At 50.8% G+C, this 17468-nt stretch carries 14 protein-coding genes; 13 read left to right on the top strand and 1 reads right to left on the bottom strand.

What is annotated here, in order from left to right; all coding sequences use genetic code 11:
* Window positions 1–242: 242 nt before the first annotated feature.
* The gene (locus AC14M5_RS13905; RefSeq protein ID WP_484030277.1) at window positions 243–1442 is read right to left on the bottom strand and encodes a glycosyltransferase; all 1200 of its coding nucleotides are present in this window, start codon (window positions 1440–1442) and stop codon (window positions 243–245) included.
* 435 nt (window positions 1443–1877) lie between these two features.
* Here AC14M5_RS13905 and AC14M5_RS13900 point away from each other — a divergent pair, with 435 nt between their 5' ends.
* The 13 genes from AC14M5_RS13900 to AC14M5_RS13840 all read left to right on the top strand — a co-directional run bounded on the left by AC14M5_RS13900 (window position 1878) and on the right by AC14M5_RS13840 (window position 17292).
* Entirely contained in the window at window positions 1878–5105 is a 3228-nt protein-coding gene (locus tag AC14M5_RS13900) for an AfsR/SARP family transcriptional regulator (protein ID WP_484030276.1), read from the top strand.
* A 274-nt stretch (window positions 5106–5379) separates the two neighbouring features.
* Entirely contained in the window at window positions 5380–5622 is a 243-nt protein-coding gene (locus AC14M5_RS13895; protein ID WP_484030275.1) for a hypothetical protein, read from the top strand.
* Between the two features lie 51 nt (window positions 5623–5673).
* Window positions 5674–6666 carry a 3-oxoacyl-ACP synthase III family protein gene (locus AC14M5_RS13890; RefSeq protein WP_484030274.1) on the top strand — a complete coding sequence of 331 codons (993 nt, stop codon included), beginning with the start codon at window positions 5674–5676 and terminating at the stop codon, window positions 6664–6666.
* Window positions 6667–6741: 75 nt separating this feature from the next.
* Entirely contained in the window at window positions 6742–7107 is a 366-nt protein-coding gene (locus tag AC14M5_RS13885; RefSeq protein ID WP_484030273.1) for a four helix bundle protein, read from the top strand.
* Window positions 7108–7155: 48 nt separating this feature from the next.
* Entirely contained in the window at window positions 7156–8697 is a 1542-nt protein-coding gene (locus AC14M5_RS13880) for a class I adenylate-forming enzyme family protein (RefSeq protein ID WP_484030272.1), read from the top strand.
* Window positions 8698–8793: 96 nt separating this feature from the next.
* Window positions 8794–9855 carry an alpha/beta hydrolase gene (locus AC14M5_RS13875; protein WP_484030271.1) on the top strand — a complete coding sequence of 354 codons (1062 nt, stop codon included), beginning with the start codon at window positions 8794–8796 and terminating at the stop codon, window positions 9853–9855.
* Window positions 9856–9953: 98 nt separating this feature from the next.
* Window positions 9954–11222 carry a thiolase C-terminal domain-containing protein gene (locus AC14M5_RS13870; RefSeq protein WP_484030270.1) on the top strand — a complete coding sequence of 423 codons (1269 nt, stop codon included), beginning with the start codon at window positions 9954–9956 and terminating at the stop codon, window positions 11220–11222.
* An 89-nt stretch (window positions 11223–11311) separates the two neighbouring features.
* Window positions 11312–11743: a Zn-ribbon domain-containing OB-fold protein gene (locus AC14M5_RS13865; protein ID WP_484030269.1), complete on the top strand. Its 432-nt coding sequence runs from the start codon at window positions 11312–11314 to the stop codon at window positions 11741–11743.
* 52 nt (window positions 11744–11795) lie between these two features.
* Window positions 11796–12593 (top strand): alpha/beta fold hydrolase, encoded by a 798-nt coding sequence (locus AC14M5_RS13860; RefSeq protein WP_484030268.1) that lies wholly within the window; start codon window positions 11796–11798, stop codon window positions 12591–12593.
* A gap of 29 nt (window positions 12594–12622) precedes the next feature.
* Entirely contained in the window at window positions 12623–13387 is a 765-nt protein-coding gene (locus tag AC14M5_RS13855; RefSeq protein ID WP_484030267.1) for a beta-ketoacyl-ACP reductase, read from the top strand.
* A gap of 12 nt (window positions 13388–13399) precedes the next feature.
* Complete coding sequence (locus AC14M5_RS13850; RefSeq protein WP_484030266.1) at window positions 13400–14989, top strand: class I adenylate-forming enzyme family protein; 1590 nt, start codon at window positions 13400–13402, stop codon at window positions 14987–14989.
* Between the two features lie 61 nt (window positions 14990–15050).
* Entirely contained in the window at window positions 15051–15854 is an 804-nt protein-coding gene (locus tag AC14M5_RS13845) for an alpha/beta fold hydrolase (RefSeq protein ID WP_484030265.1), read from the top strand.
* Window positions 15855–15921: 67 nt separating this feature from the next.
* The gene (locus tag AC14M5_RS13840; RefSeq protein WP_484030264.1) at window positions 15922–17292 is read left to right on the top strand and encodes a substrate-binding domain-containing protein; all 1371 of its coding nucleotides are present in this window, start codon (window positions 15922–15924) and stop codon (window positions 17290–17292) included.
* The last annotated feature ends 176 nt before the right edge of the window (window positions 17293–17468 follow it).

Genomic DNA, 17468 nt, shown 5'->3' with positions numbered 1-17468 from the left:
CTAAAAAATTGCCAAAATGTTGCCAAAGTGTTGTGCGGAACACCAAAAACCAGACGCCTTTCAGCGTTTCTGTCCCACTTTTCAAAAATTATTTTTGAAAAGTGACTTTTTCGACAGTCTCAACGGTCTGCGTTACCCGCTGATGGGCGGGATGAGAGAACGCCGTTTTGACGGAACCAACCTCAAGCCGCACAACCTGCCTAAAAACGCGGCGACTCCCCACCAGTCGGGCGCACGCTGTGTTAGGCGCTTTTTACCCATGCGATTGTTTTTTCTACTGCTGAGTCAACTCCACCATATCCTGAAAACATAGGAGCAATCTTTCTTGCACCATCTTCGTATTGCTTATGTGATTTAAAAACAACATCTAACCACTGCTTTGTGAAGTTACTTGACTCACCCATTATGCCAGCGCCAAGTTTCTGGACTTTTCGGGCGTTGTATCTTCTTTCAAATATTGGACCAGGAAATAAAATCAATGGAATGCCCAACGATAGAGATTGGATAATGGTGTTTAGTCCGCCATGACTGATAACAAAGTCGCAGTATGGTAGTAGTTCGTCAGCAGGAATAAAAGAAGTAAATTCCACATTACCAATCACTTCTTTTTGTTTTACCGCTTGAGAACTCACGATACATATATGATTAGGTTTATCGCTCATGAATTGCAGGATTTTTTCTTTGACTACATGGAATGGGAGTGCGCCAGTACCCATGTAAACGAAAATATAACGTTTCCCTTCTTCTGGGGTAAATGTTTTTTGTAATTTTGAACTTGATTGAGTATGAAGACTACCCACAAAATGCACATTCGGCTCGTTTTCGAGATCTTCCAATTCGGGAATGGACGGAACGATTTTGAGTACGTCGTTTCCGTAGCAGAGTTTTTCTGGAAACAAGGACATAATACCAAAACCTGCGAAAACTTTCCTGACCGCCTTGTTGACACTCTTCCATGAGGTGCTGCCCACGCCAACTTTTTTTGCCGAAGCATACATGGTTACTATCGGAATTTTACGTATCCGCGCTGCGAGAAAGAGACCAAGATCAAAATTTGAAATAACCACATCAGGCTTAATTTCATTCAGTAAAATCAGCTCTCTCTCCACTAACTTCTTCAAGTAGGATGTCTTCGCCATTCCTTTAATCCGATAAACCAACCATATATCACCGAAATCCTGACCTTCTTTTGCGGGCGGAATCGCTTCTGATGAACGGCTTGTCAGAATGTCGGAGATGAATTTTGGCAAGCCAAAGAAAGTTGGTTCAGGCGTGGTGAATATCTTGAACCTTTCCTTTGATAGCCTTTCTTTCATTTTCTCAGGTACGAAGAAGGCGACATCGTGACCACGATCAAGAAATGCGTTTGCTATTGGACGAAATCTTGTTAAACCTCCCCACGTCCCATCATCAGTTTCAGCTAGGCTCATTACTATTTTCATCAGCAAACTCCTTGGTTTCGTTCTGTCAAAACGATATATGGCAATTATGAACAGGTTTATGCCAGCGCCTAACTATGGCTTAACCAGACGGATTTCTGTATAACCACCCAAATTGGGGTGTTAGATAGTGAAAGATTAAGAACAGATTTTCTGGTTCTCTATGGAAATACTATATCAATCCCACCCATCTTGTCATGTGTCATTTGTCATCACATTAGAGGCTCAAGTCGCCGTTCTTTGCGTAGCACGCGAAGCGTGTGGACGGCGTAAGGAGTGTTGATGGTTTTCATCAAACCATTCGCAGTATTCGCCAATTCGTACAATTCGCGTTAAAGAATTTTGGGCTTTCAACAAAGCCTTGTCGCCCACTCTGGGGTAACTAACACAGTACACATATTTTAGGATAAACTTCAGCCGAAATTTGTATTATCTCCCATGGCTCTTTCTCGCATCCTTCGAACCAAAGCAATCCCCCCGCCTCGCAATACGCGAACGCTGGCACGCCCACGCGTTAATCAGATATTGACGCAGGCATTGGGGCATCGTCTCACCATATTGCAGGCCGAAGCTGGTTATGGAAAAAGCACTGCACTGGCAGAACTGGCAGGTGAGATTCACCCCGTCATTTGGTATCAAGTCAACGAAGAAGATAATGATCCGCTGGTTTTTCTTCTGCAGTTATGTTACGCACTTCAACACTCATTGCCCGAAATAACAAACCTGCCTACATCATTTCTGGATGAATGGGATGGCACACAAGGGCCGTTGCCCTGGCGCGGGGTTTTGGATCAGATCATCAACGCATTGGCGGATACTGCATTACAGCCCACCTTACTTGTCTTGGATGATGCACACCTTCTGACCAATGGCAATGAACTGCCGCATATTTTGGACCGTTTGATCGGCTTGGCTCCCATCAACCTTCATGTACTGCTATCAGGCAGGCCCACGATCACATTGCCAACACTCACCCGTTGGCGCGCGCAAGGCGAAGCTCTCCTGCTCGATCAATCTGTGCTTACCTTTACCAAAGGCGAAGTCACTTCATTATTCGGCAATCTATACGGAATGGAATTGGCGGGCGATGAAGTCGATTCATTGCTGACCTATACCGAAGGTTGGGCAATCGGTCTTCAACTCATCTGGCAAAGCATTCGCACGCAATCCCCTTTAACGCTCGAGTTCCCTTTGCGCTGGCAAGCCGACTCACTTGAGATGTTGTTCGAAATGCTCGCGCATGAAGTGTTTGAACGACAGCCTGCCGATGTGCGCGAATTTCTGCTCATCACCGCCACGCTGCGCGACCTGCTCCCCGAAGTCTGTGATGCGCTGCGTTGGGCTTCAGGCTATCACGCCAACGATTCATCCTCCATGCTGGCGTATCTGCGGCGGCAGGATCTCTTCGTCGTTGAAACTTCCGAAGGGCATTTGCGATATCATCACATCTTTCATAATTTCCTGCGGCAGCAATCCCCCATCGAAAAACGCAATCAATGGAATCGCGACGCCGCTCAATATTTTCTCTCACACAAGAATCCTGAATCTGCGATTTATCATCTGCTTGAAGCGCAGGCATGGGATGAAGTTGCAGATTTGCTTGACACCTACGCAACCACGCTTCTTTCTACGGGACGGCTGGATACGCTTACGACATACATTGACTCACTCCCATCCTTGAGTCTGCATCAGCACCCCGTCTTGATGTTCACCCTCGGTGAATTGGCGCGCATGCACAGCCGCTTCGACGAAGCACAGGGATGGTACAAGCAAGCCGAAATGACATGGCGTGGGCTCGGTCAACAGGATGGCATCGCGCGTGCCTTGCGTGGACAGGCACGTGTGTATCTCGATACAGTGAATCCCAGCCAGGCAGAGAAATTGCTTGAAGAAGCGATCCGCTTGAGCGATGGCTTTGAAGACCGCGAGGCGCAGGTGCGTCTCTTTGAATTGCTGGCTGAGAACAAACTCAACTCAGGGCATGTAAATGAAGCGGAGCGCTTACGTCAGCGGGCAGAGGATTTGCGCGCCGAAGGTCCATCGAACGATCAGTTGTTGTACCGCGTGCTTTTACGCACAGGCCGTTTGGAGGAGGCAAGGCTTGGGCTCGAGGAACTTGCTGAAACCGAGAACCGCGAACCTGTCCAAACCCCGCGGGCTCACCGCGAGACGAAATTATTATTATCGTTGATCTATTCCTTCATGGGCATGAGCAAGCACGCATATCAATCCGCATTGGACGGCACGCGGCGCGGCGACGAGTTGAAGTCCCCCTTTGTCACAGCAGTTGGGCATATGCGCCAGGGACATGCGCTGAATCTGAGCATGAACACACAAGATGACAGCGCCACACGCGCATTAACCGAATTTGAAAAAAGCATTGAGTTAAGCCGTAGTCTGGAAGTGCCGCGCCTGTTGGTGGAAGCAGATTGGGGTTTATGCCGCGCATACGGTTATCGCGGTGACCTTCAGCGTGCGCAGCGTCATGCACAAGAAGCAATTGAGATCGCTGTCGAAGCGGGCGATGAATGGATCGCTTCGCTGACGCGCCTGACAATGGGTGCAAGCCTGGTGATGGCGGCGCGCTATGAAGCTGCCGAGACCTGGCTCAATCGCGCTATTTTAGGATTTGAAGAATGCAGCGATTCGTTTGGCCGAAGTGCCGCGCGCCTGTGGCTTGCATATGGATATTTCAAGCAAAAGAAGCTCGAACGCATTGCGCAAATATTGCCCGATACACTGGCAGTCTGCCAGCAAAATGGATATTACTTTTTCTTCACGCGCCCGACATTATTAGGCCCTTATGATGAAAGGATGTTCATTCCTCTGCTGTTACATGCCCGCCAAAACGGCTGGGAGAGCGGATACATCAATCGCTTGCTGGAGAATCTCGGGTTAAAGGAAGTGGGTATCCACCCTGGGTTTAGACTCCGCGTGCAGACGCTGGGCAGTTTTCAGGTTTGGAGAGGACGCGAGGCAATTCCATCCAATGGCTGGCGGCGCGAGACTGCACGTCAAATTTTTCAGTTGTTACTAACGTTCCGTCACTCGCCGCTTGACCGTGACCAGATTTGTGAACACCTCTGGCCCGAAGCCGACCCTTCGATTGCCCAGCGAAATTTCAAGATCGCGTTGAATACTTTGTATCAAGTGTTGGAACCTGATCGCGACCCTGGCAGTGAATCGGCTTTTGTTTTGCGGGAAGGCAGTACCTACTCCCTGCGCCCCAATGCAGACCTATGGCTCGATGTGGATAAATTTGTAAGCGCCGCGCGTCAGGCGAGAAAGTCTGATGTCCATTTGCTTCAACAGGCAGTAGATTATTATCGGGGTGAATACCTGCCTGAAGCTTTGTATGAATCGTGGGCGGCGGAAGAACGCGAACGATTGGCATCCCTTTTCCTTGAATCAGCCGATCGTTTGGTGGAGCTGCTGCTCGAACAGAATAAACACGCCGAAGCCATTGACCTGTGCCAACGTGTGCTCGCAAAAGACAATTGCTGGGAACGCGCCTATCGTCATCTCATGGTGGCCTATAATTATTTAGGTGACCGCGGTCAGCTCGCACGGACATATCAACGCTGCCTGCAAACCTTGAAGGATGAACTCGACGTGCCACCTTCGCCAGAAACACAGGAACTTTATAAAAAGCTAATTCGCTCGTAAACCCATAAACAAAATTATTCTCACATAATTTTCCACCCCGAAGGATGTCATGAGGCATTTATGCCACCCCTTCGGGGTTCTGCTATTTCACTATCTTCAATTCTAGAATCATTACACCCCTACGGGGTTTTCTCCGCGACCTCCGCGCCTCTGCGGTTCACTTTTCTGCGCTCTGCTTTCTGCCTTCCGCCAACTGCTACTGACAACTGCCCACTGCTCACTGCCCACTGCCTTTGTAACCCCCCTGTTACCGCCTTCTGATAATTTATATCCAATGGACGCTATCACTCCACCGCTGATTTCATCTTTCATTATCCGTTTTGTGATGGAAGAATTGTCAGCGGAAACGCCTGCATATCACGGCACAATCCGCCACATCCAAAATGCGGAAGAGATCACCTTCAACGAGTGGAAGGAAGCCGTTGAATTTATGCGCCGTTTTGTCCCGTTGGATGAATTAAAGACTCCAAAGCGATGCCCTGAGCTTGTCGAAGGGTCCCCTGACTTTGGAGCATAGTAATAACAAGTCAACGTCTGGAGACGTTGGACTCCTATCACGGAAGGTATTATGCGTAACGTACAAATTCTCAGCACGGGAAGTTATGTTCCTGAACGAGTAGTGACCAACGCCGAAGTGGATGTGCTCATGGGCGAATCCACTAGCGAGTGGCTTGTGGCAAATGTCGGCATCAAAGAGCGCCGCTGGATGGCCCCCGAACAAGTCACATCCGATTTGATCGTAGAAGCCTCGAAGAAAGCGCTTGAGCGTGCAGGTATCACCGCCGCCGATCTTGACCTGATCATTGTCTCTACCGATACCCCCGATTACCTCTCCCCCAGCACGTCCATTGTCGTGCAGAACAAACTCGGCGCGGATAAGGCTGGCTGCTACGATATCAATTCTGCTTGTGCGGGCTGGGTGACGGCGCTCGACCAAGGTGCAAAATACCTGATGACCGAGCCGCAGATGAAGTACATCCTTGTGGCTGGCGGATATGGTATGAGCCGCTTCATTGATTACAAGGATAAGAAGACCGCCAATCTTTTCGCGGATGGCGCGGGCGCAGTCGTTTTGGGCATTGGCAAGGAACAGGGTTTCCTCGGCTCGAACCTGTTGGCAGTCGGTTCCTTCCACGATGCGCTGGGAATTTACACGGGCGGAACCTATCGTCCATGCACACCTGAGAACATGGCGCAATTTGGCGGGCCGAAAGTGGAGTTCGTCAAGAAATTCCCCAAGACCTTCAACACCGAATACTGGCCCAAACTGATGCAAGGCGCACTCGATAAAGCGGGATTAACTTTTGATGATGTCGATCAATATTATTTCACTCAATTAAATCTCCGCACCATCGAAGTGATGATGGACTTGCTCAAGCAGCCCATTGAGAAGACTCACTGGGTCATGGACAAGTGGGGCTACACAGGTTCGCCGTGCGTGATCATGGCATTAGATAATGCGATCGCCCAAGGCAAAGGTCCCAAGCCAGGGGATGTGATCCTCTTCTGTGCCAGCGGCGGCGGAATTACGATGGCGTCATCGGTTTGGAAGTGGAAGTAGTGAATAGTGGGTAGTGTGAAGTGGACAGTGTAAAGTAAATAGCGTTTGGTGATAGAAAAATACAAGGAGATGGCTATGACTGAAACCGTGAGAAGTTATCGTGAGTTGAAGGTTTGGCAGAAAGGCATTGAACTGGTTAAGTTGGTTTATGGTTTGACACAAAGTTTTCCAAAATCAGAAACTTATGGGCTTGCCAGCCAAATGCAGCGTGCGGCCGTTTCTATTCCATCCAATATCGCAGAAGGACAAGACAGACAGCACACAGGTGAGTTTCGTCAATTCCTTCACATTGCAATTGGCTCAGCGGCAGAACTCGACACACAACTTGTTGTTGCCGTTGAATTAGGCTATGTCACCAAAGAAAACGCCCAGCCCATCTTCGACCTCATCCTCGAAATTCGTAAAATGACCTACGCCTTAATCAACAAGCTTCCACACTAAGGCTCTTAACTATCCACCACCCACTATCCACTTCCCACTGGAGTTCTTATGTACATCGGTGATTATCTCGCACGCAGAGAACTTTACTCCCCCGACAAACTTGCATTCATCGACGCGGGCAAATCTCCTGAATGGCGATTAACTTTTCGAGACGCGAATCGCCGCGCCAACAAACTTGCCAATTGGTTGAAGTCACAGGGCACCCAAAAAGGTGATCGCGTTGCTATCCTTGCCCGTGACGGGTACGAACATCTCGATCTCTTCTTTGCCTGTTCCAAACTCGGCGCCATCCACACCGCACTCAACTGGCGTTCGCACTGGCGGGAACTGCTCGAAATCTTCAACTACACAAATCCCAAAGTTCTTATTTTTTCGGATGACTTCAAAGAAAACGTCGCGAATCTCACCACCCACTACCCACTACCCACTATTCATTTAGATGGAAATGGAATCGAAGGAAGCCTGCCCTTCGAGCCGACTCTCCAATCCGCCTCTGACTCCGCCGTTACCTGTCCCAGTCTCGAAGCAGAGGATACCGCCGCCTTGATATTCACTGGCGGAACGACAGGTCTGCCCAAAGCCGCGGAAGTGTCTCATCGCATGATCGCGTGGAATACGCTCAACACCGTCATCCATGATGTGACACATAACGATGTGTATCTCAACGTCTTCCCCATGTTCCACACGGGCGGACTTTTCGTCTACACCCTGCCGCAAGTCATCTTTGGCGGGACGACGATTCTTATCCGCGCCTTTGACCCTGCTCAAGTCTTGAATCTGCTTGAACGCGAGAAGGTAACCATCTTTGCGGCTGTGCCGACCATGTATCAAATGCTGACCACTGCGCCAAATTGGGCTTCCGTGAATCTGTCTGCGCTGCGTTTTTGCACATCAGGCGGCGCACCGTTGCCTGTTCCGCTGGTGGAGAAGTACACCAAGGAGAAAGGCATCCGCTTCAAGCAAGGCTTCGGCATGACCGAGTTCGGGCCTGGCATTTTTGCACTCGCACCTGAAGACGCCATCCGCAAGGCTGGATCCATTGGCCGACCAAACTTTTTCGTCAACGCCAAAATCGTCGGGGAACAGGATCAGTTCCTCGGTCCGAATGAGGCGGGTGAATTAGTTCTCAAAGGTCCATCGTACAGCTCTGGCTATTTCAACAATCCAGAAGCTACAAAAGCTGCCGTCGATGAGCGCGGATATTTTCACACGGGCGATCTCGCTCAATATGATGACGAAGGTTATTTTTACATCGTCGATCGAAAGAAGGATATGTTCATTAGCGGCGGTGAGAATGTGTATCCCGCCGAAATTGAAAAGGCGTTGTACCAGCACCCTGCCGTCCACATGTGTGCTGTGATCGGCTTGCCCGATGCAAAGTGGGGCGAGGTTGGCAAGGCTTGTGTTGTGTTGAAACCAAATCAAAGCGCGACGGAGGAAGAGTTATTGAAATTTATGACAGAGCGGTTGGCTAAATATAAAGTCCCCAAGTCAGTGAGTTTCATGGAAGCCCTGCCCATTTCAGCAGCAGGGAAAATACTCAAGCGCGAGTTGAAAGAGCAATGGATTCAAACGTCTCCCGACGTTTGAAATTAGAAAGCAAGAAAATCCCGTGTCAAAGTCAAAAGTCTGGTCCCACAGGGATGCTTCGCAAAGACTTTTGACTCCAATCCAAAGGAGAATAACATGTCAACAGTACCAACTTTACCCGGTATCACATCCAAGGTTGTTGATACCCCCCGTTTGAAAATGCACGCCCTCTTCAGCGGAACTGAAAACGGTACGCCAGTTTTGTTCCTGCATGGCAATGCTTCTTCCGCAACGTATTGGGAAGAGATCATGCTCAAACTGCCCGCTGGCTTTCGCGGCATTGCGCCTGACCTGCGCGGTTATGGCGACACCGAAGATAAATTGATCAACGCCACTCGCGGCATGGGCGATTGGATCGACGACCTAGTCAGCTTCCTGGATGCGCTCAAGATTGAAAAGACTCACGTTGTCGGTCACTCCATGGGCGGGACAGTTGTGTTCGGCTTGGTCGGCGCCATCAGCGGACGTGTTCTCAGCGGAACCGTTGTCAACCCTGGTTCGATGTACGGCTTCGGCGGCTCAAAAGATGTCAACGGTACACCTTGCTATGATGACTTTGCAGGTTCAGGCGGCGGTGTTGTCAACCCCGATTTTCCCAAGTTGATGGCCGCTGGCGATCGCAGCAGCGACAATCCGCAGGCTTCGCCGCGCGTGGTGATGAACGGTTTCTACTGGAAGCCGCCTTTCGTTCCTGCCCGTGAAGAAGATCTGCTCTCCTCGCTCATGACCGAAAAAGTGGGTGAACAGAAATACCCAGGTGATTTTGTTCCCTCTGGCAATTGGCCGAATGTTGCACCTGGAAAATTTGGTCCCATCAATGCGCTTTCTCCCAAGTACGTTGGTGACAGCGTAGAAAAATTTGTCGGTGCAGCCAGCAAGCCTTCCATCCTTTGGGTTCGCGGCGATTCAGACATGATCGTCTCCGACAGTTCCTTCTTTGATTTTGGCACCCTCGGCAAGCTGGGCTACGTCCCCGGCTGGCCCGGTGAGGAAATCTATCCTCCGCAGCCGATGGTTGGCCAGACCCGCAACATCCTTGAGCAATACAAAGCCAAGGGCGGTTCGTATGAAGAAGTTGTCATCGCAGATACAGGCCACACTCCCTACGTTGAAAAACCAGAAGAGTTTATGGCGGCGCTTGCGAAAGTTTTGAAATAAATTATGTAGGGGTACAGTAGGGGCACAGCGAGACGAGTGTTCAAGAAAATCTTCAAGCGCTCCGCTGTGCCCCTACCATAAATAAATAAGGAGGTTTTATGCCTAAATCAAAGTCCCTGTCGCGCGGAGTTGCAATTGTCGGCGCAGGTATGTCCAAGTTCGGGGCGTTTGCAGAAAAGAACAGCCGCGATCTTTTTGTCGAAGCATTCAAGGAAATGACCAAGTCCGTTGATAAGGGAGTCGATACATCAGTCATTGAATCGCTTTATGTCGGGAATTTCTCCAGTGACCAGTTCGAACATCAGGCACACACTGCTCCGCTTCTCGCGGATGCAGTCGGCTTGTTACCGCTCCCTGCCACCCGCGTCGAAGATGCGTGTGCCTCAGGCGGCGTTGCACTCCGTCAGGGTGTGATGGCAATTGCCTCGGGCATGGCGGATATAGTGCTCGTCGGCGGCGCGGAAAAGATGACCGCGCTCACCACCGCAGGCGTCACCGATGCGCTCGCGACCGCGGCAGATGTTCCGTTTGAGATTCCCGCTGGCTTCACCTTCCCTGGCTTTTATGCGGCAATGGCTTCCGCGTACATGCACCGCTACGGAATGAAGCCCGAACATCTCATGAACGTCGCGATCAAGAATCATGACAATGCTTCCCTGAATCCGTATGCCCAATTTGGAGTCACCATTCAAAAGTGGATGGAAGGACGCGTCGCGGCTGCGATCAAGAAGGGCAAGCCCGCCCCGACATGGTCCACCATTTGGGATTTCCTCCACGACGAATCAGGCAACCCGACAGTTGCGTGGCCGCTTCGCCTGTTTGACTGCTCCCCCGTAACAGACGGCGCCGCCGCAGTGTTGCTCGTCGCCGAAGAACGCATGCACGAGTTCACAGACCACCCCATTCATGTCATCGGTTCGGGTCAGGCTTCTGGCTCCGCCCTGCACGACCGCCCCGAATTGACAGCCATCCCTGCCGCGAAGATCGCTGCGACAAAAGCCTATGAAATGGCAGGCGTAACCGCCAAAGACATCCGCATTGCTGAAGTACATGATTGCTTCACCATCGCGGAAGTGATCGCCAGCGAAGACCTTGGTTTCTTTGCCCCAGGCGAAGGCTTCAAAGCCGCCGAAGACGGCGTGACCGCCCGCAACGGTGCGAAGCCCATCAACACCTCAGGTGGGTTGAAAGCAAAAGGACATCCCGTCGGCGCTTCAGGCGTGGCACAGGCTGTCGAAGTGTTCAAGCAGATGCGAGGTCAGGCAGGCGAACGACAAGTGGTAGGCGATGTCAACCTGGCATTGACTCACAACGTCGGCGCGACAGGTTCCACCTGTGCAGTCCACGTCTATGAGCGGAGAAATTAAAGTATGTGTCACCCTGAGCGTAGCGAAGGGTCTCCGCCCTACGGGCGAGATGCTTCACTTCGTTCAGCATGACACAATGGAGAAATAACATGAGCGAAGAAACCACCACGATCCGTCCGTTTTCAGCGGCGTCGTTTAATCAATATATTGCAGAGCATAAATTGATGGCCACTCGCTGCACAAAATGCAGCAAAACCTATGCCCCTCCGCGCGCGATCTGCCCGAATTGCCACAGCAAAGAGATGGAATGGGTCGAGACCAGCGGCAAAGGAAAACTTGCTGGCTTCACGGTCATCTACACAGGGCCAATTTTCATGGCCGAGCAAGGCTTTGATCGCAAGAATCCCTACGTCTCAGGCATTGTTGAACTTGAAGAAGGCACAAGCATCAGCGCCCGCATCACTGGACTGGATGCATCCAAACCCGCCGAGATAAAAATTGGAACACCTTTGAATGTCGATTTCGTTGAATTCGGCGAAGGCGAAGCAAAGAAGACCTATTTGGCCTTCAAAGCTTTGTAACTGGCTTGTAACAACAATACGTTAACCTAACACCACACAGGATGTTTTGACTATGCCTAAAATCCATGCTAACGGCGTTGAACTCTACTACGAACTCCACGGTTCCGAGACTACCCCTCTGTTGGTTCTCAACAATGGCATCATCATGAACGCGGCCACCAGTTGGGCGTTTCAGACCAGGACGTTAGCGCGACATTACCGCATCTTGCAATATGACTGCCGTGGACAGGGACAGTCGGAACATTCTGGCAGTTCATACTCCATGGAAATGCACGCGGATGATCTCGCGGCATTGCTGACAGCCCTGAACATTGACAAGGCACATATCGCGGGCATCTCCTACGGCGGCGAAGTAGCGCAGGCTTTTGGATTGAAATATCCCGAGCGGACTCTCAGCCTGATATTGGCTGACACGGTCAGCGAGGTCGGCGCGGAGTTACGCATCATTGTCGATGGGTGGCTTGATTCTGCACGAACGGCAGACTCCAACGCCTTTTTCAATGCCACCGTCCCATGGAATTTTTCTCCAGCTTTCATCACCGCCAACCCGCGTCTACTCGAAGATGCCAAAGGCCGCTACAAGCTGTTGGACTTTCCATCTGTTGTCCGTTTGTGTGAATGTTTTTTGAACGTGAACTTTACCGCCCGCTTGGGCGAGATCAACTGCCCGACCTGCATCATCGTCGGCGGCGCGGACTTGTTGAAGGGCCCAGCCTACGCCGCGATCTTGAAAGCAGGTATTCCCCACGCTGAAATGCACATCCTGCACGGAGCGGGACACGCCACCTGCTGGGAAAGACCACAAGAATTCAATACAGCCATTTTGGGATTTTTGGCTAAACAAATGTAGTTACAAAAAATATCAAGAGGATTATCACCATGCGCATGAAAGGTAAAGTAGTTCTTGTAACAGGCGGGGCGGCGGGAATTGGCAAGGCGACAGCTTTGCGTTTCGCCGAGGAAGGCGCCAAGGTTGTGATTTGTGATGTCAACGAAGCCGTTGGGCAGGAGACTCTCAAGCAGCTCGGCGAAGGCGCCGCGTTCCACAAAGTCAACGTGACCAGCCGCGAAGATGTTCAAAGATGGGTTGATGATGTCGTTGCAAAATATGGCCGCATTGACGTAATCGTCAGCAATGCAGGCGTTCTGCGTGATGGACAGTTGGTCAAGGTGAAGGAAGGCAATTTGGTCGGGCAAATGTCCGAACCAGATTTCGACCTCGTCATCTCTGTCAACTTGAAGGGTGTGTTCAATTGCGCTCAGGCAGTTGCGCCTGTGATGATCAAACAGGGCGGCGGCGTAATTCTCAATGCTTCCTCTGTTGTTGGCCTCGATGGCAATTTCGGACAGACCAACTACGTCGCAACAAAATTCGGTGTAATCGGTATGACCAAAGTTTGGGCACGCGAGTTGGGTAAATTCAACATCCGCGTTAACGCTGTAGCTCCTGGCTTCACCGCCACTGAAATGGTCACCGCTATGCCCGAGAAGGTTTTGGATGGCATGAAGTCTCACACTCCGCTCGGTCGCTTGGGCGAACCGCGTGACATTGCCAACGCCTATCTCTTCCTCGCTTCGGATGACGCCTCCTTCATTACCGGCGAAGTCCTCCGAGTAGATGGCGGAATCGTTGTAGGGACTTAAGAGCAGTTGATAGTGGGCAGTGAATGGTGGACGGTTTTACTTCCCACCACCCACTGTCCACTTCTCACTTATATGATTGACATTCTTGCCACTCGCGCCAACCTAACTCCCAATCGTGAGGCCTTATATGACCTGACGAGCAAGATTCGTTACACGTACTCAGAACTCAATCAACGCGCAAACCGTGCCGCGAATTTTTTGCGTGAGAAGTATGCCGTGCAAAAAGGTGACCGTGTTTCCATTTTGGCGCATAACAGCATTGCTTATGTGGATTTGTTATTTGGGTTGGGAAAGATCGGCGCAATCTTTGCCCCGTTGAATTGGAGACTCACATCACGCGAGTTGACTTATATCGTAAATGACTGTCAACCTAAAGTGCTGATCGTGGGCCCTGAGTTCGTGTCTGTCTATGATGAGATGCGAAGTGAGATCAACATGGAACATATCATCTCGCTAGAAGGGGCAAATATCCCGGCGGCGGGAAAATATGAAGAATCACTGAATCAGGCTTCGGCAGAAGAAGTGAAGCGTCCCGTCATCGAAGCAGATGATGCTTATTGCATCCTCTACACATCTGGGACGACGGGTCGCCCGAAAGGCGCAATCCTCCCGCATAGGCAGGTTTTGTGGAATGCGATCAATACAGTGGTTTCGTGGGGATTGAGCGAGAAGGATGTTTCGCCGATCCTGACGCCGATGTTTCATTCAGGCGGGTTGTTCGTTTTTCTTGTGCCATTATTTTATGCGGGCGGACGGATCGTGATGGCGCGTTCGTTTGACCCCGATGCTTCATTGCAAGTGATCGTTGATGAAAAATGCACCGTGATCCTGGGCGTGCCAACTTTATTTCAAGTATGGATGAATTCGCCTCAATTTGAAAAAACGGATTTCAGCCATGTTCACTTTTTTATCAGCGGCGGCGCACCATGCCCGCCTTCGTTGATCGAAGCGTGGAGCAGGTCAAAGGGTGTTCCGATGCGCCAGGGATATGGCCTGACCGAAGTGGGTGTGAATTGTTTTTCGATGAGCGATGAAGATGCGTTGCGAAAAATAGGTTCGGTGGGAAAGCCGATCTTTCACAGTGAAATGCGTTTGGTGGATGCGGATTCCAAAGATGTTCCTGCTGGTGAAATTGGCGAGTTGATCATAGCAGGGCCGCATGTGTGCATAGGGTATTGGAATAATACGGATGCTACAAAACAATCTTTGAAAGATGGTTGGTTTCACACAGGCGATATGGCGCGCATGGATGATGAAGGATATTTCTATATCGTCGGCCGCTTCAAAGACATGATCATCAGCGGCGGCGAAAATGTGTATGCCGCGGAAGTGGAAGCTGTATTTCGTGAACATGCCGCGGTTGCAGATGCAGCCTTGATCGGACAGCCCGATGAGAAGTGGGGCGAGGTCGGTTTGATGATCGTGGCTTGCAAGCCAAATCAAACTGTCAGCGCAGATGAACTGTTGAAATTCTGTTCGGGACGTTTGGCGAAATACAAGATCCCGAAGCGTGTGGAATTTGTTGAGTCACTGCCTTACTCACCGTATGGGAAAGTAATGAAAGTGGAGTTGAAAAAACAGTGGGTAGCGAGCGGTGGATAGTGGGTAGTTTTTCTGACCACTACACACTTCCCACTATCCACTTCTTTCCACTGGAGATCGTATGCCAAAAATAAAAACAAACAACATCGAACTCTATTACGAAATCCATGGCGCGGGACAACCGCTCGTGTTGATCTCTGGTCTTGGCTATTCTCATTGGCAATGGCACAAAATGGTTCCGTTTTTGGCGGAGCACTTTCAAGTGATCGCTTTTGATAATCGCGGCGTGGGTCAGAGTGACAAGCCTGCGGGGCCGTACACCGCGCAAATACTCGCCGCAGATACAGCAGGTTTGCTGGATGCACTTGGAATTGAAAGGGCAATTGTTGCAGGTCACTCGATGGGCGGGTTTATTGCTCAAACCATGGCGCTTGATTTTCCAGAGAAGGTGGCGAAACTGATTCTGTGTTCGACCAACTTTGGCGGGCTGCACCATGTTCCAGTCACGCCTGAAGCGATGAAAGTCCTCACCGATGTTACGAGTGACGCGCTCACCCGTCTCAAAAATGGATTGGTCGTCAGCACCGCACCAGGCTGGGCGGAGAAAAATCCAGAGATGATCGAAGAGTGGATTCAATGGCGCACGGCAAATCCAATCGAGCCGACTTTTTATCAGGCACAACTTGCAATCGGGCTTGGATTGATGGATGAGGCTGCGGCCTTTGAAAATAAACTCCCGCGCCTCACCCTCCCGACCCTGATCCTGTTCGGCGCACACGACAAAGTTGTCCCACCTGAAAATGCGGCGCTGCTTGCAGCAAAGATCACGAATAGCAAAGTTTTGATATTTCCCGACGCGGGGCACTTCTTCCCAATTGAAATTGCGGAAGCCGCCTCGCGCGCTATTGTTGAATTTGCAAAATAGGAGGTGATGTCTAAAAGCATTAAGGATCGTTGTTTCGTTATCAAACAAACATAATGAGGAGAAAAAAATGAAAGTCTTTCGTACATTAGCTTTTGCGCTGGTCGCCATGTCATTGATCCTGGCCGCCTGTGCCCCCGCCACCGCCGCGCCCACCGAAGCACCCGTTGTCACTGAAGCCCCCGTTGCAACCGAAGCCCCAACCGAAGCGCCTGTTGCTGGTCTCACCTGCGCTGAGCCGATCAAAGTTGGTCTCATCAGCGACGCGACTGGTCCGCTTGCTATTTACGGCGCACATATTTTCCGCTCTTTCATGCTTGGCATGGAATATGCCACTGGTGCCGCTGGTTCCGCAGGTGATAAATTTGACATCACCCAGACCCAGGAAAACACCTTCAAGATCGATGACTGCGAAATCATTATCTACGTCCGCGATGACGCCAGCAACCCTGAAAACACCGCCACTGTCGCCCGCGAATTGATCGACGTTCAGAAGGTGAACATTTTGGTTGGTACCGTTTCATCGGGTGCAACCGCCACATTGCAGGGCATTGCCCTCGAAAGCAAGATCCCGCTGATTGTGGGCCCCGCCGCCGCCAATGACATCACTGGTGTCAACTTCAACGAATACACCTTCCGTGTCAGCCGCAACAACTATCAGGACGCCATCAACGAATGCAAGGCGTTGACTCAACAATACACGACCTTCGTTCAGATTGCTCCTGATTATGCATTTGGACAAGGTTCCGCTGCCGCCTTCCGCGATGCCTGTTCCCTCGAAGGTGCAGAATTTTTAGCTGACGATATCTTTGCTCCACTGGACACTACCGACTTCACTCCCTATATGGAACAGATCGCAAACTCTGGCGCTGAAGCATACATTGTCACCTGGGCTGGCTCTGGATTTGTATCCCTGGTGCAAGCCGCCAAGGATCAGGGCGTGACCGAATCCATGGCTCTCGGCGCAACCTTCATCGACAACGTGCTCATGCCGACCTTCTTTGCGAACGCTGTCGGCACCACCGCGGGTATCCTGTATCATCACAGCGCGCCCAATAATGCCGCCAATGATTTCCTCAAGGAACAGGACAAGGCTCGCTACGGTGTGATGCCCGACCTGTTTGATGCTGATGGTATGAACGCCGCCATCCTCGTGGTGGAAGCCATCAAAGCTACGAGCGGAGACGTCAATGGTGACGTACTCAAGACCGCTATGGAAGGCATGGAATTTGAAGGCCCCAAGGGTACAATCTACATCCGCCCCGAAGATCATGTTGCCATTCAGGATATGTACATCCTCAAACTCGTCAACGTGACCGACCCCGATGCCAACTTCTACGAATATGTAGACACCACCCGCCCTGAACCTCCTTGCTTATTGCCCGAGACGCTCAAAGATCGTTGCGGTTCTCTGCCCTACGGCAACCTGAGTGGACAATAATTCCGTAATACAATGAGTCCTAAGGGTCTTGAAGACCCTTAGAAATTGTCTGATCTGAAAAGTAGGGACACAGCGAGTCAATTCAAGATTTTGGCCGTAAATCGTTTCGCTGTGTCCCTACAAATCCATATCTAAAGTTGAGATTTCAGACAGTCTCTTAGGAACTGTTTACATGG

Source organism: Candidatus Villigracilis sp. (genome assembly GCF_057083605.1).
Note: the sequence above shows the minus strand (reverse complement) of the source record. Positions and strands in the feature narration are given on the sequence as shown.